Origin of the sequence: Poseidonocella pacifica (assembly GCF_900111875.1) — a bacterium.
GTDB lineage: Bacteria > Pseudomonadota > Alphaproteobacteria > Rhodobacterales > Rhodobacteraceae > Poseidonocella > Poseidonocella pacifica.
This window is the reverse complement of record NZ_FOJU01000007.1, coordinates 40874-61055: the sequence shown is the minus strand read 5'-3', so window position 1 is coordinate 61055 and position 20182 is coordinate 40874. Positions and strand designations below refer to the sequence as shown.

Annotated in this window: 20 protein-coding genes; 10 read left to right on the top strand and 10 right to left on the bottom strand. The window is 58.3% G+C overall.

Annotated elements, in window-relative coordinates; genetic code table 11:
• Positions 1-310: 310 nt before the first annotated feature.
• From BM234_RS16295 to iolD, 5 genes are all read right to left on the bottom strand, one after another.
• Positions 311-853 carry a DUF421 domain-containing protein gene (locus tag BM234_RS16295; RefSeq protein ID WP_175501301.1) on the bottom strand — a complete coding sequence of 181 codons (543 nt, stop codon included), beginning with the start codon at positions 851-853 and terminating at the stop codon, positions 311-313.
• Positions 854-1137: 284 nt separating this feature from the next.
• Entirely contained in the window at positions 1138-1968 is an 831-nt protein-coding gene (locus BM234_RS16290) for a class II fructose-bisphosphate aldolase (RefSeq protein ID WP_092066851.1), read from the bottom strand.
• On the bottom strand, positions 1965-2822 hold the full coding sequence (locus BM234_RS16285; RefSeq protein ID WP_092066850.1) for a 5-deoxy-glucuronate isomerase: 858 nt from the start codon (positions 2820-2822) through the stop codon (positions 1965-1967). The genes BM234_RS16290 and BM234_RS16285 overlap by 4 nt, the downstream gene beginning before the upstream one ends.
• A 13-nt stretch (positions 2823-2835) precedes the next feature.
• Positions 2836-3816: a 5-dehydro-2-deoxygluconokinase gene (gene iolC, locus BM234_RS16280; RefSeq protein ID WP_092066849.1), complete on the bottom strand. Its 981-nt coding sequence runs from the start codon at positions 3814-3816 to the stop codon at positions 2836-2838.
• A complete protein-coding gene (iolD, locus tag BM234_RS16275) occupies positions 3816-5684 on the bottom strand; it encodes a 3D-(3,5/4)-trihydroxycyclohexane-1,2-dione acylhydrolase (decyclizing) (protein WP_092066848.1) in 1869 nt (622 codons plus the stop codon). The genes iolC and iolD overlap by 1 nt, the downstream gene beginning before the upstream one ends.
• Positions 5685-5807: 123 nt before the next feature.
• Between iolD and BM234_RS16270 the strand changes: the two genes are divergently transcribed.
• The 3 genes from BM234_RS16270 to BM234_RS16260 are packed head-to-tail and all read left to right on the top strand — an operon-like array spanning position 5808 to position 8971.
• Positions 5808-6911, top strand: a complete 1104-nt coding sequence (locus tag BM234_RS16270; RefSeq protein WP_092066847.1) for a Gfo/Idh/MocA family protein — start codon at positions 5808-5810, stop codon at positions 6909-6911.
• Between the two features lie 19 nt (positions 6912-6930).
• Positions 6931-7824: a TIM barrel protein gene (locus BM234_RS16265; protein ID WP_092066846.1), complete on the top strand. Its 894-nt coding sequence runs from the start codon at positions 6931-6933 to the stop codon at positions 7822-7824.
• Positions 7825-7837: 13 nt separating this feature from the next.
• Positions 7838-8971 carry a Gfo/Idh/MocA family protein gene (locus tag BM234_RS16260; protein WP_092066845.1) on the top strand — a complete coding sequence of 378 codons (1134 nt, stop codon included), beginning with the start codon at positions 7838-7840 and terminating at the stop codon, positions 8969-8971.
• Here the strand turns inward: BM234_RS16260 and BM234_RS16255 are convergent.
• Positions 8968-9972 carry a LacI family DNA-binding transcriptional regulator gene (locus tag BM234_RS16255; protein ID WP_092066844.1) on the bottom strand — a complete coding sequence of 335 codons (1005 nt, stop codon included), beginning with the start codon at positions 9970-9972 and terminating at the stop codon, positions 8968-8970. The two genes, BM234_RS16260 and BM234_RS16255, sit on opposite strands and share 4 nt — an antisense overlap.
• A 173-nt stretch (positions 9973-10145) precedes the next feature.
• On the opposite strand from BM234_RS16255, the gene BM234_RS16250 reads away from it, so the two are divergent.
• From BM234_RS16250 to BM234_RS16240, 3 genes are all read left to right on the top strand, one after another.
• Positions 10146-11096 carry a sugar ABC transporter substrate-binding protein gene (locus BM234_RS16250; protein WP_092066843.1) on the top strand — a complete coding sequence of 317 codons (951 nt, stop codon included), beginning with the start codon at positions 10146-10148 and terminating at the stop codon, positions 11094-11096.
• An 84-nt stretch (positions 11097-11180) separates the two neighbouring features.
• Positions 11181-12305 carry an ABC transporter permease gene (locus tag BM234_RS16245; protein WP_092066842.1) on the top strand — a complete coding sequence of 375 codons (1125 nt, stop codon included), beginning with the start codon at positions 11181-11183 and terminating at the stop codon, positions 12303-12305.
• Position 12306: 1 nt separating this feature from the next.
• Positions 12307-13128: an ATP-binding cassette domain-containing protein gene (locus BM234_RS16240; RefSeq protein ID WP_092066841.1), complete on the top strand. Its 822-nt coding sequence runs from the start codon at positions 12307-12309 to the stop codon at positions 13126-13128.
• A gap of 98 nt (positions 13129-13226) precedes the next feature.
• On the opposite strand, the gene BM234_RS16235 is transcribed toward BM234_RS16240, so the two are convergent.
• Positions 13227-13601: a winged helix-turn-helix transcriptional regulator gene (locus BM234_RS16235; protein ID WP_245752710.1), complete on the bottom strand. Its 375-nt coding sequence runs from the start codon at positions 13599-13601 to the stop codon at positions 13227-13229.
• 159 nt (positions 13602-13760) lie between these two features.
• On the opposite strand from BM234_RS16235, the gene BM234_RS16230 reads away from it, so the two are divergent.
• The 4 genes from BM234_RS16230 (at position 13761) to BM234_RS17345 (ending at position 16687) form a co-directional block, all read left to right on the top strand.
• Complete coding sequence (locus BM234_RS16230) at positions 13761-14648, top strand: SDR family oxidoreductase (RefSeq protein WP_092066839.1); 888 nt, start codon at positions 13761-13763, stop codon at positions 14646-14648.
• A gap of 277 nt (positions 14649-14925) precedes the next feature.
• Positions 14926-16137, top strand: coding sequence for a DegT/DnrJ/EryC1/StrS family aminotransferase (locus BM234_RS16225; protein WP_092066838.1), 1212 nt, complete (start codon positions 14926-14928; stop codon positions 16135-16137).
• Positions 16134-16307 carry an ATP-binding protein gene (locus BM234_RS17350; protein WP_175501300.1) on the top strand — a complete coding sequence of 58 codons (174 nt, stop codon included), beginning with the start codon at positions 16134-16136 and terminating at the stop codon, positions 16305-16307. The genes BM234_RS16225 and BM234_RS17350 overlap by 4 nt, the downstream gene beginning before the upstream one ends.
• A 131-nt stretch (positions 16308-16438) precedes the next feature.
• On the top strand, positions 16439-16687 hold the full coding sequence (locus BM234_RS17345; protein WP_139226821.1) for a hypothetical protein: 249 nt from the start codon (positions 16439-16441) through the stop codon (positions 16685-16687).
• A 76-nt stretch (positions 16688-16763) separates the two neighbouring features.
• Here the strand turns inward: BM234_RS17345 and BM234_RS16220 are convergent, their stop codons facing one another.
• From BM234_RS16220 to BM234_RS16210, 3 genes are all read right to left on the bottom strand, one after another.
• Positions 16764-17840: a helix-turn-helix domain-containing protein gene (locus tag BM234_RS16220; protein ID WP_092066837.1), complete on the bottom strand. Its 1077-nt coding sequence runs from the start codon at positions 17838-17840 to the stop codon at positions 16764-16766.
• 12 nt (positions 17841-17852) lie between these two features.
• A complete protein-coding gene (locus BM234_RS16215) occupies positions 17853-18473 on the bottom strand; it encodes a hypothetical protein (protein ID WP_092066836.1) in 621 nt (206 codons plus the stop codon).
• Positions 18474-18655: 182 nt separating this feature from the next.
• On the bottom strand, positions 18656-20155 hold the full coding sequence (locus BM234_RS16210) for a DUF3987 domain-containing protein (RefSeq protein ID WP_175501299.1): 1500 nt from the start codon (positions 20153-20155) through the stop codon (positions 18656-18658).
• Positions 20156-20182: the final 27 nt, after the last annotated feature.

Genomic DNA, 20182 nt, shown 5'->3' with positions numbered 1-20182 from the left:
TCCAGACAGGGCAGTTCGAGTCAAGCCAGCTTCTCCAAACCGGGATAGTCCGAAATTACCTCTAGCGCGTCACTAAAACCGGCGGGACCAACGCCAGGCATTTGCAGCGGGAGGCGTTGAGATGCACAAATCCGCCAATCCACCTTTAGAAAGGGCGACGAGGGCCGAAAGCCTGAGCGTGCGGTGGTGGATCTGAGTGGGTTTTTGGTCCCCGCGCAATGCTCGGGCGGACACGGACCGGATATGTTCTCAATACGCGAGGGTCTTGTCGTTCTTACCTCAAACGGAGATCGCCTAGAAGGCCGGTCCGTCAGAGCGCCGACGACGGGCCCCGTGCAGACACATGCTGCACATCGTCGATAAGGCGGTCTTGGAGCCGATCTCCATGAAGGACCGAAATATCGCCGGTAGTCTCCAGAACCACTGCGCGAACCTCGGCGAAATCGAGCACGTTGGCTTCCCTGAGCTTCGCGAGGAGATCTTCTTTCGCGACCCGAGTGGCCTGAAGTGCGTCGTAGTCAATCTCTCCCTCTCGCATCAGCAGGACAGGCGAATTTTGCACCACATCGGCAAAGCGCTCGGATTTTCGCCGTAACTTGGCAACGATGAACTGAAACCCCAAGAGACTTGCCATGGCGAGCGTCGCCTGCGAAAATCCGGTCCAGCTCGTCGCTTGGCTTGCACCAGCGAGCAGGGAGCCGATTGAAACGGTCACGACAAAATCGAATGCCGTCATTTTCGAGAAGGCCCGCAAACCAACCACCCGTACAACGACCACGACCCAGCAAACGGCGATAGCCGACAAAGCTGTCGAACGAAGTATCAGATCGAGAAAGTCGTTGGGATGAAACACGTGGATGTACCTCGTTTGCAAGGGTTCGGCTGATTGAAGTTCATGGAACGCACGCTTCGGACATCAGCCTCCCGGCGCATTCTACGTACAACGCAGAAAACGATGGATCGTTCCGGTATAGGCGCCGGTATCAGGGGGGCCAGCAGCGCGAACGTGGCCTTACCTCTCGTCTCAGTGACCGGTTATGCGCGCCAGGGCGATTGCTCGGTACGGCCGATCCGGATGTAGAGCGGGAAAACGGACCAACTCGAACATGAGGGTCGCCCCTGCTGGATGCTCGTCATTCAAACGCTTTTGAAAGCGCGCAGCACGGTGCGGGTCGCCGCGACCAGCGGGTCATGAGTTTCTTTGAGGATCTGAACGCGGTCGAAGCGGTTGGGGTCGCGATCCACGGCCTTCCTCAGAGCCTGTCCGAACGCCATGCGCAACTCAGTTCCGATGTTGAATTTGCAGATCGCCGATCCCCGCGCCAACGCACTGCGCTGCGCGACCGGAACACCTGAACCGCCGTGGATCACCAGCGGCACTTCGGTAACCGCTTCGATGGCGCGAATGCGGGCCTCATCAAGACCCCCTTGTTTATCTTGCTGAAGGTGCACGTTGCCGACTGAGATAGCCATCGCATCGACACCGGTTTCACGTGCAAACCGAGCAGCTTCTTCCGGGTCGGTTCCGGCGGAATTCTCGCCGCCGGAATACCCGACAAAGCCGATCTCGCCCTCGCAGGACACGCCCGCGGCGTGAGCCATGGCGGCGATGGCCGTGGTTTCTTCGATGTTCTCAGCCAGCGGTTTGCGCGAACCATCGAACATTACCGAGGTGAAACCGCTGTCGATGGCGATACGGCAGTCTTCAGCAGTATAACCGTGATCCAGATGCGCCACGACCGGCACCGACGCGCCCTCCGCCAGATTTCGAAACATCGCGCCCAAAACGGGCAGCGGCGTGTGTTCGCGGCACGAAGGCCCGGCCTGCAGGATCACGGGACAGCCCTCGGCTTCTGCGGCGGCCACGTAGGCCCGCATGTCCTCCCACCCCAGCGTCACGAGCCCGGCAACGGCATAACCGTCGCGGAGCGCCGGCTGCAGGACATCTTTGAGCGTTACCAAGGTCATTTGAACTTGGCCACCATATCCATGATCCCCGGGATCGTATGGAGTTGCTCGGCGTGGGTTGGCTGAAAATACTGCTTGAGAGAGCGCTGCGAGAGCCCGCCGAGGATGGTGAAGTAGTACATCTCATAGCCGGGAAGCGCGCAGCAAGGGTGATAGCCCTTGTCAATCAGGATCGTGGAGCGGTCCATGATGTGATAGGCATCGCCCGCCTCGTTGTCTTCTCGTTGCAGCATCTGCAGGCCCGACCCCTTGTTCGGCCTGAACCGGAAATTATAGGTCTCGTCATGGCGCGTCTCGATCAACTCGCCATTGTCATCGTACCGATCCGTGTCGTGCTTGTGTGAGGGAAAGCCAGACCAGCCCCCTGCCCCGACCGTATAAAGCTCGCTCACCAACAGGCGGCCTACCTTGTCGTGTTGGTTACCGCCGAGGATGTGTTTGATCTTGCGGTGGGTCTTGGTGTCGTCCGACCCATATTGCACAAGGTCGATCTCGGCTTCGCGGACGTCAAACGGCTCCAGCACCTTGTCGTATTTTGCCCCGGCGATGAACACTTCCGCGGTGGCGCTGATGCAGGTCAGACGGGTTTGAGCGCCGCTCGGCACATAGACGCCCTCGGGCTCACCATCCCACACATCGACGCCGCGATTGCCCAGCTTGGCAAAGCCCGCGCCATCGACATCGACATCGACTGTGCCGGTTGCAGGCACGACGCAGGTTTCATACCCCGGCACTGCATAGTCGAAGGTTTCACCCTGTTTGAGAGTCACGATATTGAAGTAGTTCAGCGGAACGAGATCGTGGTCGACATCGACGATAGGTTTGTTTTGATTGTCATGCGGGGCGATATGCATCTCTGTTTCCTTCTCAGACGTCCGTGGGGCCGGAGCGCTCTGCCAGAAAGGCATCAAGCTCAGGCGTGGTGGGCATGGCAGGGGCGCAGCCGGGTTGGCTCACCACGATGGAGGCGCAGGCAGAGCCGCGCAGGACGGCCTCCTTCAGGGGGCGCCCCTCGGCAATGGCCGCCAGCAGACCGGCCATGAAACTGTCGCCCGCGCCGTTGGGTTTGATCGCCGTGACGGGATAGATACCGGTGCGGATTTCTTCGCCGTCGGCGAGCGTGAGGGCACCTTCCTGTCCCATTTTGTAGATAACCATCTTGCCCTTGGCGGCGAGTTCACGGGCCTTGTCCAATCCCTTGTCGAGGCCGCCCGCCATGAAGCCAAACTCTTCGTCATTGCCGACGATCAGATCGCTTTGCTCGCCCGCGCGGGTCAGCACCTCGGAAGCCTCCTCCGCCGAAGGCCAACTATAGGGGCGATAGTCGATGTCGAAGATCACCGGCAAGTTCGCCTTTCGGGCATTGTCAAAGGCGCGAAAGGTGGAGGACCGTGAGGGTTCGGCGGCAAAGACGGTGCCGGCGGTGATCAGCGCGCCGAAGCTGGCGTAGTCCACCCGGTCGACGTCTTCATCGGTCACCTGAAAATCCACCGCGTTGTTGCGGTAGATGGTGAGCTGGAAATCCTCGATGCAGCTTTCATAGACCGCGAGCGAAATACGGTATTCGCCGCCAAGGACCTTCAAGTACTGAGTATCGACACCGTAGTGGCGCAGCCGGTTCGTACAGAACCGCCCTACGTTATCGTCCGATACAGAGGTCACCAGCGCCGATTGCATCCCCAGCTTGCAAAGTCCTGCGCAAATATTCGCAGATGATCCGCCAAGATCGGCGCGGAAGGTTTCTGCTTCCTCGGCGCGCGTGCCTTCTGGATCTGCGAACATGTCCATTCCCGCGCGGCCGAAGACCGCGAAGTTTCCCTTGCGAATTCCGTCGATCAACGCACTCATCAGACGCCCCGACGCTGTTTGCTGCGGGAAGATTCCCAATCTTCATGAGCCGCCCGCACCCGATCGCTATCGGTGATATGCGGTGTTCCGACTTCCCACCAGGCATGGCCTTCGGTTGTCCAGCCCTCATAGGCATCGACGTCCATCACGATGACATAGGTTTTGTCCGAAGCCTTGGCGCGTTTGAATGCCTCGCCAAGTTCCGCAGGGTTGGCGACTTTCTCCGCACTGGCCCCCATCGCTGTCACATGGGCGACGAAATCCACCCCAAAGGGTTCGGGGATGGTCGGGCAATCCTCCAACAGGTTGTTGAAGCTCTCGTTGCCAGTGTTGTTCTGCAGCTTGTTGATGACGGCGAAACCGCCATTGTCGAGCAGCATAACGATCAATTTCTTGCGGCTCAGAACGCTGGAATAGATGTCCGAGTTCAGCATCATGTAAGAGCCATCGCCGCAGAAGGTGATGGTATCCTGATCCGGCTCCTGTTCGGCCTGCGCGATGCGGGCGCCCCATGCGCCGGCGATCTCATAGCCCATGCAGGAAAACCCGAACTCAACATCCACCGTACCGATATCGAGCGTGCGCCAGTTGGCGGTGACCTCGGCTGGCAGGCCGCCTGCCGCAGCAACCACCCGGTCGCGGGGGTCGCAAAGATCGTTCACCACGCCGATCGCCTGCGCATAGGAATTGGGACGATTGCCGGGTTTGACGTTTTCGGCAACATACGCGTCCCACTTGGCGCGCTCTTCGCGGGCAGATGCGACCCAGCTTTGCGAGGCAGTGTAGTCGAGTGCAGCCGACAGCGCGGCAAGAGACAATTTCGCATCCCCCACAACCGGCAGGGACATGTGTTTGCCCGCGTCATGCCGCGCAGCATTGACCGCGACAATCTGGGCGTCCTTGGCGAAGGCTGTCCATGATCCGGTGGTGAAATCTTGCAACCGGGTGCCAACGGCCAGGATCACATCGGCCTTCTCCGCGATAGCGTTCGCGCTATCCGATCCGGTAACACCGATGGGGCCGATATTGAGCGGATGCGTTGCCAGCATGTTGGCACGCCCGGCGATTGTTTCGACCACGGGGATCTGATGCGCTTCGGCAAAGGCGGTGAGTTCTGCAACCGCGCGGGAATACTGCACCCCTCCCCCGGCAATGACCATTGGCCGCTCGGCTGCTTTGAGCGCCGCAACAGCGTCGGCAATCTCATCCGCGTCCGGCGATTGGCGGCGTATACGGTGCACTTTCTTGGCAAAGAACTTCTCTGGATAGTCGAAGGTCCACCCCTGCACATCCTGTGGCAAGCCGATGAAGGCCGGACCACAGTCAGCAGGATCAAGCAAGGTCGCCAGAGCTGCGGGCAGCGATTGGATCACTTGCGCCGGGTGACAGATACGATCCCAGAAACGGCTGACCGGTTTGAACGCATCGTTCACCCCGAAAGTGGGATCGTAGTAGTTCTCCATTTGCTGCAGAACTGGATCGGGCAAACGCGTGATGAAGGTATCACCGCACAGCATCAGCATCGGAAGGCGGTTGGCATGGGCCAGCCCGGCAGCCGTCAGCAGGTTGGCCGTGCCCGGTCCGGCGCTCGCCGTGCAGAACATGAAGCGTTGGCGCAGCCACTGCTTGGCATAGCCTGAGGCGGCAAACCCCATGCTCGTCTCATTCTGCCCGCGATAGAGCGGCAACTCCTCCCGCACGCGATTCAACGCCTCTCCCAGACACGTTACGTTGCCATGACCAAAGATGCCGAAGCCGCCCCCGCAAACGCGCATCTCCTGCCCGTCAATCTCGATATACTGATTGGCGAGCCAGCGAATGATCGCCTGCGCGGTGGTCAACCGGATGGTGCCCTCTGTCGTAGTCATTTGCGCGAACCCTCCCTGGGAAATTCTATCAGCCAGTCGATTCCAGCTTGCGAGATGTCTAGACTCACGTTACAGATTTTGCAACCGGTTGCAAACTGTTTTCGGAATTTGGGAGGGGGAGTTATGGCTGAGATCGGCATCGGCATTCTGGGCGGTGGCTATATGGGTAAGGCGCATGCAGTGGCCATGTCCTCCGTGGGCGCGATATTCGGCACCGCGCTCCGTCCCCGGCTTGAGATGGTCTGCGCCTCTAGCGCACAAAGCGCAGAGCGGTATCGCGAGGCCTATGGATTTGCTCGCGCAACGGCTGACTGGCGCACTCTTGTGGCAGCACCTGAGGTTGAGGCGATTGTCATCGCCACGCCGCAGGAAACCCACCGAGAGATCGCCGAGGCCGCCTTCAGCTTGGGCAAACCGGTGTTCTGCGAAAAACCGCTCGGAGCGTCCCTTGACGACAGCGCGGCCATGGTTGCCGCGGCAGAGGCCGCTGGCGTGGTCAACATGGTTGGCTTCAACTACATTCGCACCCCTGCCAGCCAGTTCGCGCGCAAGCTGATCTCGGACGGAGAAATCGGCGATATCACCTGGTTCCGCGGCGAACACACAGAGGATTTTCTTGCCGACCCGGACGCCCCAGCCACATGGCGCACCAGCGGCATGGCCAATGGCACGATGGGGGATCTCGCGCCCCACATGATCAACGGGGCGCTTGCCCTCATGGGACCGATCGCACGGACCATGGGGCTTTATGAAACCGTTCACAAGACGCGCCCCGGCGGCGACGTCAGCAATGATGATCACGCCCAGATGATGTGCCGTTTCGCAAATGGCGCAATGGGTCAGATGTATTTCAGCCGCGTGGCGACCGGGCGAAAGATGGGCTATGCCTATGAGATATCCGGAACAAAGGGCGCAATACGCTTTGACCAAGAGGATCAAAACGCGCTCTGGCTCTATCGGATGGATGGCCCCGAAGCGACACGCGGGTTTACCAAAATCCTGACTGGTCCGGCCCACCCGGACTATGAACCCTTCTGCCAAGGTCCCGGCCACGGCACGGGGTATCAGGACCAGATCATCATCGAGGCCAAGGACTTTCTGAACGCCATCGCGACCGGTACCGCCATATGGCCAACCTTTCGCGACGGGCATGAGGTCAACCGGGTGATCGCAGCCACCCTAGCCTCGGCGGACAGCGGAACTTGGCAAGACATCAACGATTTTTGATGACGGGAGACAGCAAGCAATGAGCATCAGAATTGGGAACGCACCCTGCTCTTGGGGGGTCGAATTCGCCGACGATACACGCAATCCGACGTGGCAGCACGTCCTGAAGGAATGCGCCGAGGCGGGGTACAAGGGCATCGAACTGGGCCCCGTGGGCTTCATGCCCGAAGATCCTGATATCCTGCGGGAGGGGTTGGAGGAGAATGGCCTCGAACTGATCGGCGGCGTGGTCTTTCGCCCCTATCACGACCCTGACGCATGGGACGAGGTGCTTGACGCCACCCACCGCACCGCCCGCGCACTAAAGGCCCACGGAGCGCAGCACATGGTGTTGATCGATTCCATTTCGCCCCGTCGTGCGCCCACCGCAGGTCGCGCCAGCGAGGCCGAGCAAATGGATCACGCCGAATGGACGGCCTATCGCGACCGCATCGCCACGAGCGCACGGATCGGCGCAGAAGAATACGGCCTGACCGTGGGCATTCACGCCCATGCAGCCGGGTTCATGGATTTTGAGCCGGAACTCGAACGACTGTTGGACGAGGTTGACGAGAAGATCCTGAAGATCTGCTTCGACACCGGGCATCATTCCTACGCCGGTTTTGATCCGGTCGCCTTCATGAAAAGGCACATCGATCGAATTTCCTATATGCACTTCAAGGATATCGATCCAAAGGTGAAATCCCGCGTGATCGAGAACCGCACTGGCTTCTACGATGCCTGCGGTCAGGGCATCTTCTGCAACCTCGGTGAGGGAGATGTGGATTTTCCCGCCGTCCGGCAGGTTCTTCTCGATGCCGGGTTCCAAGGCTGGTGCACGGTCGAGCAGGATTGCGACCCCACGCTGAACCCCGACACACTTGGCGATGCGCGCAAAAACCGCGAATACCTTGAATCCATCGGCTTCGTCTGAGGAGACCAGACCCATGAAAAAACTGAACTGGGGCATGATTGGTGGCGGCGAAGGCAGCCAAATCGGCCCGGCCCACCGTTTGGGTGCCCAAGCGGACGGACGTTTCACCTTTGCCGCTGGCGCGTTGGATCACCGACCAGAGGCGGGCCGCGCCTATGCTCAAAGCCTTGGGATCGCGGCGGACCGTGCCTATGGCGACTGGACAGAGATGCTGGCCGGCGAGAAGGACCGCGACGACCGGATCGATCTGGTCACCGTGGCCACGCCCAATGCGACCCATTTCGAAATCGCAAAAGCATTCCTCGAAGCAGGGTTCAACGTCCTGTGCGAAAAGCCGATGACCATGACGGTCGAAGAAGGCGAGGAAATCGTTCGTGTGGCCAAGGCGTCGGGCAAGATTTGCTCGGTGAACTACTGTTATTCCGCCTATCCCATAGTGCGGCAGGCCCGGGCCATGGTGCGAAATGGCGAAATCGGAAAAGTCCGTTTGGTGGTCACCAATTTCAGCCATGGCCACCACGGGGATGCGACAGATGCCGACAACCCTCGGGTTCGTTGGCGGTATGATCCCAAGATGGCGGGCGTTTCGGGCCAATTCGCGGATTGCGGCATCCATGCGCTGCATATGGCGAGCTTTATCTGCGACGACGAGGTGGAAACCCTCTCAGCTGATTTTGCGTCCACTATTCCGAGCCGTGAATTGGAAGACGATGCGATGGTCAATTTCCGCATGGCTGGCGGCACCGTCGGTCGACTCTGGACCTCTTCGGTGGCGATTGGCCGGCAACATGGGTTTGATATTCAAATCTTTGGCGAGACCGGTGGATTGCGGTGGGCCTCGGAGCAACCGAACCAGTTGATTTATACGCCAGTCGGCGGCCGCACCCAGATCATCGAAAAGGGCGAAGGCGGTCTGCACGAAGACGCAAAACGGCTTAGCCGCGTGTCAATTGCCCACCCCGAAGGTTTCCCGCTGGCAGTGGCAAATATCTATTGCGATCTGGCGGATGCGATTGCCGGTGAAACCCGCGATGGATTGCCGAACGCGGAAGCTGGCGTGCGCTCCATGGCGGCAGTGCACACGGCCGTAGCCTCTGCCAAAAACGACGGGGCTTGGATGGACGCCCGCCCGCCGATGTTCCGCTAACCTTTCAGAACGGGGCGCAATGTGCCCCGTTCGACCACTGTGCACGAAAATATCCGCGCTTCGGGATACCTGTCACGCTCGTCCAGGGTGGCGACCATCAACTCAATGGACGAGGTGACGATCTGGCGGATCGGCTGTCGGATCGTGGTCAGATTGATGTTGTTCCAACGCGCCATTTCCATGTCGTTCAGCCCCAAAATTCCCACGTCCTTTGGGCATTCCAACCCGCTGTCTTCGATCGCCGAAAGCGCCCCGATCGACAGGACGTCATCCCCGCAGAAGAAGGCTTCGGCCGGAGATGCCGCGAGCACGCGGAGCATTTCCTCGCGGCCGGCGTCGAAAGAATAGGCCTTGGCGAAGGAATAACTGACCCGGATCTTGGAATGGGCAGACATCTCCGTCATGAACCCCTCATACCGATCCTGAGTAGAAGAGGCCGATTCAGGGCCGCCCATGAAACCCACGTGGGAATAGCCTCGTTCCATGAGTGTCCGCGCGGCAAGGCGCCCGGCCTCCCGGTTGTCGATCCCCACAACATGAACCTCCGGCGCGGAGGAATAGCGGCCAAAGGAATGGACCACCGGAACACCGGCATCGCGGAACGCTTTGGCAAACCCCGGTGGCAAGGTTGATGAGGCCACGACGACGCCATCGACGGAGTATTGCCGGAGCATGCGCACCGAATTCTCCGGATCGACCTCGTCGGACAGGTTGACCAGCAGCGGGCGCAACCCTCGATCCTGCAATCCGCGCGTAAAGAGATCAAAGACCTCTAGAAAGATCGGGTTGTGAAAGTTGTTGGACACCAATCCAATCAGCTTGGTCCGCCCCGTCGTCAGGGATGACGCCAGCGCGTTGGGGCTATAGCCGAGCTCCCGCGCGGCTTTTTCCACCTTGCGCCGCATGACATCCGAAACAGAGGCGCCGTCGGTAAAGGTGCGCGATACCGCAGACCGCGAAACACCCGCCCTCTCCGCAACCTCTTTCAACGTCACAGCCATTCGATCTGATCCATATTGTTCTGTATTCCCGATAACTTAACCCGACTGTAAGGTTAAAAAAGGGCAAAATCAAAATCAAAAATGCAACCGGTTGCAAAAATAGGTCTTTGCTGTTAAGCTTCTCCCTGAGAGACGGGTTTGCCCGCCTCGAGAATGAGTTCAGGGAGGAACACATGAGTTCGACAATCAAGAAGCTGGCACTGGCCACCGCCGTTGCAGCGGGTCCAATGATCGCCGCGACGGCCGTATCGGCCGAGGGAGAGAAATACATTCTGGTGAGCCACGCACCAGACAGCGACAGCTGGTGGAACACCATCAAGAATGGTATCGCGCTGGCTGGCGAACAAATGGACGTCGAGGTCGAATATCGCAATCCGCCCACAGGCGACCTTGCCGATATGGCGCGGATCATCGACCAAGCTGCGGCCTCCGGACCGAACGGCATCATCACCACGCTGGCTGATCCCGACATTCTCGAAGGTCCGATCCGCAACGCTGTCGACAGCGGTATCGACGTGATCATCATGAACACCGGCAGCCCCGAGAAAGCCCGCGAGCTTGGCGCCCTGATGTATGTCGGACAGCCCGAATACGATGCAGGCCTTGCCGCTGGCCAGCGCGCCAAGAATGATGGCATCACATCCTTCCTCTGCGTGAACCACTACATCGTGCAACCCTCCTCTCAGGAACGTTGCCAAGGGTTCGCAGACGGCCTTGGTATCGAACTCGGCAATCAGATGATCGACGCGGGGCAAGACCCGGGTGAGATCAAGAACCGTGTCATGGCTTATCTGTCTTCCAACCCCGACACCGATGCGGTTCTGACGCTTGGCCCGACCTCGGCGGACCCCACCCTGCTTGCACTCGAAGAGAACGGCATGGCCGGTGATATCTACTTCGGCACCTTCGATCTGGGCGGCGAAATCGTTGAAGGCATCAAATCGGGTGTCATCCAGTGGGGCATCGACCAACAGCCCTTCCTGCAAGCCTATCTGCCTGTGGTGGTCATGACCAACTACCACCGCTACGGCGTACTTCCGGGCAACAACATCAACTCCGGCCCCGGCTTCATTACCGCCGAAGGGTTGGAAAAAATCGAAGAGTTCGCGGGCGAGTACCGCTGATTTATCCTGGGGAAGGGAGCCGTCATCGCGCGGCGCCCTTCCCTTCTTTTCCCCTGAAAACCTGAGTCATTGGAGAGTTGTCGCATGGCTAACGCGGCCCAACCTACGGCAAAATCTGACGAACGCGTCAAGGAAATCTCAGCATTTCGCAACGCATTGATCCGTCCCGAGCTGGGCGGCATCGTCGGAACCGTTGCCGTGTTCACCTTCTTCTTGCTGTTCGCTTTCGACAGCGGGATGTTCAGCAGCCAAGGCTTCATGAACTGGTCCGTCGTTTCGGCGCAATTCATGATCATTGCGGTCGGCGCGTGCCTTCTGATGATCGCCGGCGAATTTGACCTTTCCGTCGGCTCCATGATCGGTTTCGCGGGAATGATGATTGCCATCTTCTCGGTCACATATGGCTGGCCGGTCTGGATCGCGATCATGGCGACCTTTGTGCTTTGTACCGCGATCGGGGCCTTCAACGGCTGGATCGTTGTGCGCACTGGGCTGCCTAGCTTCATCGTGACGCTGGCGTTCCTCTTCATTCTCCGCGGCTTTACGATCTTTCTACCTCAGGTGATCGAGCGCAAAACCATCATTGGCGGTATCATCGACGTCTCCGAAGGCGACTGGCTGGCCCCGGTCTTTGGTGGAAAGATCCTTGGCGGTCTGTTCACATGGCTGGGCGAAGCCGGGATCATCTCCACCTTCGAGCGCGGCACCAAAGCCGGTCAGCCTGTGGTAGATGGGATCCCGATGTTGATTGTCTGGGCCATCGTGTTGATCATCTTCGGCCATGTCCTCCTGACCAAGACGAAATTCGGCAACTGGATCTTTGCCGCGGGCGGCGATGCAGAAGCGGCCAGAAACTCCGGCGTTCCCGTCAACCGGGTGAAGATCCTGATGTTCATGTTCACGGCATTCTGCGCCACCGTGTTCGCAGTCTGTCAGGTCATGGAATTCGGCTCTGCGGGTGCCGACCGTGGACTGCTCAAGGAATTCGAGGCGATCATTGCCGTGGTCATCGGGGGCGCACTTCTGACCGGTGGATATGGCTCGGTCTTGGGCGCGGCGCTTGGGGCACTCATCTTCGGGGTAGTGCAACAGGGCCTCTTCTTTGCTGGGGTGGAAAGCTCGCTGTTCCGGGTGTTCCTTGGGGTTATCCTGCTGGGGGCCGTCATCCTGAATACCTACATCCGCCGCATCATCACCGGGGAGCGTTGATATGACCACCGACAGCAAATTCCATCACGTTGATCCGAAAGCCGATGTTCAGCCAATCATAGAAATGAGGAACATCGAGAAGCACTTTGGCCGGGTGATCGCCCTCGCCGGTGTCAGCTTCGACGTGAGGCCGGGTGAATGCCACTGCTTGCTAGGGGATAACGGCGCGGGCAAGTCCACCTTCATCAAGACGATGTCCGGGGTTCATCAGCCGACATCGGGCGAGATCTTCTTCGAAGGCAAGCCGCTGCATTTCGACGACCCGCGTGATGCCATCACGGCGGGGATTGCCACGGTGCACCAACACCTCGCCATGATCCCGCTCATGAGTGTGAGCCGCAATTTCTTCATGGGCAATGAGCCGACGCACAAGGTCGCCGGGATAAGCTTTCTCGACAAGAAGAAGGCCGATGAAGTGACCATGGAAGAGATGCGCAAGATGGGTATCAACCTGCGTGGACCTGACCAAGCCGTCGGCACGCTTTCGGGCGGCGAGCGCCAGACCGTCGCGATTGCAAGGGCCGTATACTTCGGGGCGAAAATCCTGATCCTCGATGAGCCGACCTCGGCCCTCGGCGTTCGCCAGACCTCCAACGTTCTGGCGACGATTGACCGGGTCCGCAAACAGGGGATCGGGGTCGTCTTCATCAGCCACAACGTGCGCCATGCTCTCGCAGTGGGAGACAGATTCACGGTGCTCAACCGTGGCAAGACCCTCGGAACCGCCACGCGGGGTGAGATAACACCCGAAGAGCTTCAGGACCTGATGGCCGGCGGTCAGGAGTTGGCACAGTTGGAGGGGTCGCTCGGCGGCACGGTCTAACTCAACAACCTCTTGCAAGGCCCCTGCCATGTCGTCATGGCCGGGGCTTTGCTCTTTGGGGTGTTGGGGGCGGGGCTGCGGCGCGCATTCGTTGCCCCCTATTCAACTGCGTCAAACGTTCGCCGCATCAGTCTGATCTGCTCATGGTTCTGGTCAGCCCACGCTACGATTTCAGCGATCAAGGGCATGAACGACGCGCCCATATCCGTCAGTGCATATTCAACGCTCGGCGGTTTGGTAGGCTTCACTGTCCGGCTGATGAAGCCATCCCGTTCCAGCGTTCTCAGGGTCTGCGTCAGCATCCGCTGAGAGATGTCCGGCACGCTCCGCCGCAGGACACCGAAGCGTTTTGGCCCGATGTGCAACTCGAACAGCAACAGGGTCGCCCATTTGCCCGACAGTTTATCCAAAACGTCGCGCACGGGACAATCATCCAGCGTGAACCCTCGTTCTTTCGCGGCGACGAGATCCATTATCGGCTCATTCATCGGAGTGGCGGTCACAAGCTCGGCCTCAATTGTGGCAGGTTACCTCAATGTGCCTACTTTACGGATCGATCTCAATCTATATTTGAGAGCAGGTATAGAAAAGAGAGCGCTCAAGCGATCTCGCAGTATTGAGAAGGTAGTCACATGACGGAAACTCTTTTGGTAACGGGCGCCTCAGGCAAACTGGGCCGCCACACGGTCGCGCTCTTGCTGGAGAAGGGCGTTGCCCCCCAAAACATCATCGCGACCACGCGCGAACCCTCCAAGCTCGCGGACTTCGCTTCGCAGGGGGTAGTGGTGCGCCGAGCCGATTTCGATGCTCCCGATAGCCTCGTAGAGGCATTTTCCGGAGCGGACCGCCTCGCCCTGATTTCCACCGATGCGCTGGATGTTCCCGGCAAACGCCTGGCGCAGCAAACCGCCGCAGTCGCGGCCGCCAAGGCCGCAGGGGTTTCCCATATCTATTACACCTCCATGCCAAACCCGGTGCCGGACTCCCCCATCACCTTTGCCGGCGACCATGCGGGCACCGAAGAGGCGATCGTCGCATCGGGCATGACCTACACGATCCTGCGCAATAGCTGGTATCAGGAGAATTTGGCCATGAGCCTGCCGCAGGCCTTTGCCACGGGCCAGTGGTTTACCTCCGCGGGAGAGGGTCGCACCGCCCACATCTCGCATGCGGATGCCGCGAATGCCTTGGCTTCGGCCATGCTTTCGGGTGAGGTCGCGAACCAGACCTTCACCCTGACCGGTCCCGAAGCCCTCACGAATGCTGAGATTGCCGCACTGGCTTCCGAAGCGGCGGGCAAGCCAATTGAAGTGGTCAATCTTACCGACGACCAGCTTGCCGAAGGCATGAAAGCTGCCGGTGTGCCAAACTTCATGGTTCCCGTCCTGATCGGGTTCGACGCCAACACGAGGCAAGGCTTCACCGACCTCGTCACGGACGATGTAGAAAAGCTCACCGGGACAAAACCCCGCACGATAGAGGCATACCTCAATGAAAATGCCGCTGTCTTGGCTGGCTGAATACGCGAAAGGCCCTCCGATTGGGGGGCCTTTCAGCAAAAGAAACGGTGTTTCTCCGACTGCCGAATGAGCCGAATTTCCGAACGCGCCCCGCAATGCCCTCCACAACTTGGTAAGCAGATGGGATTTCAAACCCCGCACCCGTTCCACTCGCGATAACTGTCATGCTACGTTCCTCACAAAATAGGGCATCTCAGTTAAGTTGACCCTTAGCGGGACTACTCCGTTGACGGAGCACAACAGCAATTGGTGAAACGCAGGCAACCGGGGGCACTCCATGGATAATCCAAGACCGCCTGGGCGAAAGTTCGACGGGTCGTTCACACAGCAGGAAGCAATCCCTGAGGATGCGATCAACGCGGCTGTTGCCGTACTGCAAAGTGGCCGCCTGCATCGCTACAACGTGGCCGCCGGCGAATCTGGTGAGGTCGCGACCCTCGAATCCGAATACCGCGATTGGCAAGAATGCCAGTTCTGTCTTGCGCTGACTTCTGGTGGGCAGGCGCTGCAAATCGCATTGCGTGCAAGCGGAGTGCAGCGAGGCGATGTCGTCTTGACCAACGGCTTCACCCTGGCCCCTGTTCCCGGCGCCATTGAGGCGGTCGGCGGTCGCGCAGTACTTGTTGAGATCGACGAAACTCTGCGCATCGATCTTGGCGACCTTCAAAGGAAAATCGCGTCGTCCGGCGCGCGGTTCCTTATGCTGTCCCATATGCGCGGTCACCTCTGCGACATGCAAAAGCTCATGGAAATTTGCGACGGTGCCGATGTTACGGTGATCGAAGATTGCGCCCACACGATGGGGGCCAAATGGGCCGGAGTACGGTCGGGGAATTGGGGAAAGGCCGCTTGTTTTTCTACGCAGACCTACAAGCATATGAACTCCGGCGAAGGCGGGTTGTTGACCACGAATGACCCCTTGATCGCCGCACGCGCGACGATCCTCTCCGGTAGCTACATGCTTTACGAGCGACACGGCGCGGGGCCTTCCCCCGAGGCGTTTGCCGACGCGCGCTATGAAATGCCAAACTGTTCGGCGCGAATGGACAATCTCCGTGCGGCCATTCTGCGCCCTCAACTCACCCGGTTGAACGAAAACCTGCGCCGTTGGAACGAACGATATGGTATCGTTGAGGGCAGACTGAAGGCCGAGAGCAGGATCGTGACAATCCCCCTGCCCCCAGCAGAATCCCACGTCGGATCCTCAATCCAGTTCAGGGTTCCAGGCTGGAACCCTGAGACGTGTCGCGCTTTTCTGTCCGCGGCCGCGGACCGCGGCGTAGAGATCAAGTGGTTCGGGGCCAAAGAGCCGACCGGCTTCACCTCAAACCATCAAAGCTGGCGCTATTTGACGCAACAAAACCTGCCCGCGACAGACAGAATCCTAGAAACCCTATTCGACATGCGGTTGCCATTGAGCTTCTCCTCCGAAGACTGCTCCCTGATTGCAGACCTCATTTGCGAAGCCGTGGGAGAAGTCGAAAATTGAATTTTTCGCTGAAACTTGGGGCCTTCGTCCGCGGATTAAGCCTCTACGCGCGCGTCGACGGCAAGATGGCAACCGCGCTGCGGGATCGCGTGGCGCACCACTGTGCCATCATCGAGACCGGCAACTCGTCATACCGCTTCGCGCAGAGCAAAAGCCGCATAGAAAAGTAAACGCACCGCAAGCAACGCCCCCCAGACGGATTCGCTATATCAGGGCGGCCCGCCTGGGGGCTTTGCCCTCTGAACGACGGGTCGAAATCAAACGCTGAAAGCGGGTCAGTTTTGAACGGTCATTTACAGCGATGACCCCGCACCACACCAACAAGGGCACGCGGGGCTATCGCTCCTATGCGTCGATGGACGTGATCAAGAAACGGCTCAAGGCTGAGATCCGAGGCCCGCAGCGGCTGCCGGGAGGCGTGGTCGAGGATGCCGTGGTCGGTGAAATTCGTCGCCTGCTGCGCACGCCGAAGGTCAGGGCGGTGTCACTGGTTCGCAATGGGGATAATGGCGGAGGAGGTGTCCGAAGAACATGCACCCTAACATGCTGATATACTTATGTAATATCCGAACATAGTTGAGGCGAACCCACACTTCGCCCCACATTTATCTAAGTAGTTTCGCTCTTTAGTTAATGATCCGCAGCCGAGGCAATGGACTGGGAGTATTGTCAAAGGGATAGAGACGGTCGAATTCCTTCTCGTGAATACCTGAAAGCTTGACCAGATCGCTCTTGGCAAAGCCGAGGTCCTCGATTTGCGTTTTGATTATGGTAGGCAGGACCGAAGCCGGATCATGCTCGAAGTCAAGGCTCGCCGGCTCCCTTGTTTTCCACCCACGAGAACTGATCTGGGTCCAGAGATATTTGGCTTGATTTTTGGTGACGATGTTCTCGCGTTGAGCAGCATAAAGAATGCCCTGCATAGACATCTTCCATTCAGGCTTTAGCGCGGCCAACAGAGACAGCGAGAGCTTTCGCCCTCTAAAAGCCTCTTGGAGAGCCTTACGAGGAAAGAGAAACACGGACGCAAACTCGTTGGCTTCGCTTTCCATTTCAGGGGTCGGAAATCGATGCATCACCAAGTGACCAAGCTCGTGAGCCAACGTGAACCTTACCCTGTCTGCCGGATGATTTGGATTCAACAGGATCAGGGGAGGCTGACCAGGAGCTGCAAAAGTTACTCCACTTACCCCGGCTCCATGAAAGTCCGAGTAACCTACAATGATCCCCGCACGCTCCAACACGCGTGTCAGATTGCTAATCGGGCCTTCGGGCATTTGCCAATGAAGCCTGACCATATCAGCGATAGCAGATGGGGAATCGAACATTTCGACATCAAGACGCGGAAGCTCCAAGGTCCTGTTTAGCTCGACATTTTCCAAGAACCGTCGCAAATGAAATAGCCTGATGTTCAACTCAGCTGTGATCATTTCCACATCTCTCGCGGTAACCTGGGAGTTCCCTCGAAGCATGGTATGAACACTCACCGGAGGACCATAAACTGTGTCGGTAATGTCGAAAAAATCCACCGGAACTTCAAACACTGTGGCTGCCTTAGAGATCAGCTTATCGTCAAATTCGACGATATCGTTCTCCATACGAGAATAGACAGCTTGAGCGACACCCAGCTTTTCCGCCGACTTCGTCTGCGTGAATCCTCGTAGGTGCCGAGCAAGCCTCAGCAATGTTCCCTTGGTAGCCATGATGAATCATTCTCAGTCTTTTTTGCCTCGACCGGTGTCCTGGTCGGGATTGCGCGGTTTGACAAGCGGTTCATCGTCCGTAAAGCGATCAGGTGCCGAACGAAGGAGCGGAACAACCGAGCTCTCGTCGACGATATCGCTAAGCTCGTAATGCCATAGCAGTTGATCACCATCGCGCGCCACAACCAGAACGCTCTCGATTGCGTCACCAAGCTCTGAAGACGAGTACAGCACTTCAACCTTGGCGGCTTCTGGAGGCAGACCTGGCAACGTGCCTTGGGCAGAAACAAAGTCGAGGACTGCCTGCGTTTTGAGGTTTCGCCCAAGGTTCGCTTCGTCCCCCTTTTTGAAACGAAGAAGAACTTGCCCTGAAAAGCAAAACTTAACTGTTTGCGGCTCCTGCACAATGCGAACCTCAGGATCGTCTGCAAAGAGCGCCATGGCGTTACGCACAACTGCGTCGAAGATCTCGTTGGCATCAGTCCTGGGATACAGCGCGGTGCCGAAGCCATTCTCAATCTTGAACCGCCGAATCTCCCGCCACTCTTGGTAACCACGTAAAACGGCGTCCAGAAGCTGCAAATGATAGGGCTCAAGCGTCTGACGGACGCGCTTCTCTTCGGGTTGTGTCATGCTTCCTGCCTGATGCTCGTCTGCCTGTCCAAAAGCATGTCACAAGCGTTTTCCTTTTTCAAGAAAATTATTCAGTATCTATTCACACCGCCTTCACGCCAACCATCTTCATGTTGCTAATCTGCTACTCGGCTGGACCCGCCCCGCCGGTTGGGCGGGGCAAATCTCTGGTGCCGCGCAGCCTACAAAACGCGATCTATGTTTGGATGCACTTGAAATGCTTCGGCCCGCTTCGTTCCGTCAACGACCGCCCCTGGCGGCAACATCCTGATCCAGTGCTGTGACACCAAACGCTGTAACGCGACCTGCCGATCTGCCTTCTTTCTGAAAGCTGGGGGGCCGAACTGTGATATATCTTTATCGTGACCGTAGCCGCCCGCTCCATATCGACCTGCCAGCCAAGCACCAAGTTGTCCGGCCTCGCTATCATCTCTTTCCGACCGTCCCAGCCGCAGTAGCGCCGAAAACTCGGCAAGATAGAAGCGCATGAGATCGCAAGATGAGCGCGCAGCGGCTTCTGTAACTTCAGCTGCTCCGGTATCATCAAAAAGCGTCACTACTGCCGCGATCCGCGTGGCGTTCTCAATCGAACGACTGGCAAAGCCTCTCGTTTTTTCGAACTTACCGCCATCACCGAGTTCGGCTTCGATTTCATTGTAAAAATCAACTAACACCCTTCGCGCGCTCTGTGAAAGGGGCAGGACCGCGCACGGTGGGGCAAAAGGGTCCTCTACAGGCACTCGCAGCGCCTTCAGAGCCCGAACCTCGTGAAGCGTCGCAAGAACGCTCTCGGCGAAGCTTCGCACCACCTCCTGAGCTTCGCGGGCAGACGCCTTAAAAAAGCGGGTCCCCATTGTCGATTTCGGGAAGCAAGGTAGCACGCGAGGCAAGATCCCCTGCTCTACCATTTCTCTGTCTCCATAGACCTGGCCGATAAGGTAGGGTTGAAACATCAACGACATGGTCAGTGGCACACCGGAAACCGAGGTATCACGCCCATGCGCTCGCGGTCGCTTGATGTCGCTTCCGCTCCAAATCTGCGAGAGACCGGCGATAGTTTTCTGACGTTGATCCCGCCCCATCGAATGTCCGCCGAAGAACCCGGCTGCGTCGTCGTTTGACAGGCATGCGACGCCTGGCCCACGCGCCATGTTTCCGAGTAAGCCTTCGTATGTGGGGTCCCCTACGACGATCTCTGAAACTGCCTCATCCCCGCATTGGGTTTCCTTACTATCTCGATCAAGAGATCGCCGCTCCTGAAGGGTTTTCTCTAACTGCTTCTCGAAAGCCTTTATGCCAAGTTGCGCGGCTCCATCCACGGCCGTTTTTCGCTCTCCACTTTGAGCTACAGTGATCAAGAAGAGCGCCATTGGTGTCGCGTTTCCATGGATCGCTTCGACCTGCCCCCATGAACTAACCGACGTGCTCATCGCACAAAGAACCGCCTGACCGCATAGCCCCCTTGGCGCCTGCGAACTTTCACGGATAGCAGCAGCAGCCTTGCTACCTTTGCAGCCAAGAGCGTGTAGCGGAAAATCGTCAGTGCAACCGGACGCTCCCCCCAGCGCGATTGGCTCCGCCTGCCAATCTCGCACTGTCGCCAAAGACTGAACAGCGCAATCACCGCCCTCTAATAATCCCTTGATTGGTAATAAATCGTTCTGTGTCAGTATCTTGTTCATACCTTGTCCTTTCATATTGTAGGTATG